Annotated in this window: 2 protein-coding genes; both read right to left on the reverse strand. The window is 39.1% G+C overall.

The genetic code is table 11. The annotated features are described in order from the left end of the window. The coding region (locus BCT81_RS29685; protein WP_241908135.1) for a DUF6404 family protein at positions 1-108 on the reverse strand (108 nt) is incomplete at its 3' end. A gap of 117 nt (positions 109-225) precedes the next feature. Further along, positions 226-678: a hypothetical protein gene (locus BCT81_RS02265; RefSeq protein WP_102423127.1), complete on the reverse strand. Its 453-nt coding sequence runs from the start codon at positions 676-678 to the stop codon at positions 226-228. Positions 679-841: the final 163 nt, after the last annotated feature.

The following is an 841-nucleotide window of genomic DNA, read 5'->3' on the forward strand; positions in this document are numbered from 1 at the left end:
CCCGAGTTTACGTAACAATCTATCAATTGGGGGGTTATAGTTCGACTTCCAAACACCTTTGTCACTTAACTCTTTTAGAGCAAGTTGTATTTTTGTTTCGTAATCCATGAGCTAACTCCTAAAGCTCTGCCTTTTATGCAGAGAAACCTAAAGACGACTGAGTTACAGGCAAATGTAAACCTAAGCGCACGCCGCACGTTACCCGCCTGATTATACGGTTTATTATTAATCTCTTACATCGCCCATATGCTTAACAATACGCGCATACAGCAAGATGTTTATACTCATAGATATCGCAACATCAACGCCTGTGGTGGCAATATCGCCATCATCAGATATCACTGAAAAGTAATAGAAAAATAACAGAATATAGAGAGGCAACATAAAAATTAAAAACCTCAAACCCACAACAAAGCTGATACCAAAATAGCGACCTAAGAAGTCTCGCCCATTTTCTGCACCATTCGCTCTATAAGCAAAATAGGTCCCTAGAAGTACGATTGCGCTGAAACTGATTGATTCGATAACCTCCCAAGTATTTGAAAAGCCATTCGCGTACCCATACATCGCGAGCGTACCTAACGCGATATATATAAATACATACCGAAAACGATCTTTCTCCGACAACTTATCGGCTTTGATGTCCGCCTTTAAGCCTTTGATGTTCCAAAAATACATACCTAGCCCTTTTACTGATAACGGTTCCGAGACCGAACATTGACGCTGTTTATAATTGAAATAGTTCGGCTACTAATAGCAACAGCTATTAAATTGACAATTAAGTCATTTAATAACAATATCTTAGCAAGAAAGTCGCATCATACATGACGAGAAACAGAAG

Source organism: Vibrio sp. 10N.261.52.A1 (assembly GCF_002876325.1).
In the GTDB taxonomy this organism is placed as follows: domain Bacteria; phylum Pseudomonadota; class Gammaproteobacteria; order Enterobacterales; family Vibrionaceae; genus Vibrio; species Vibrio chagasii.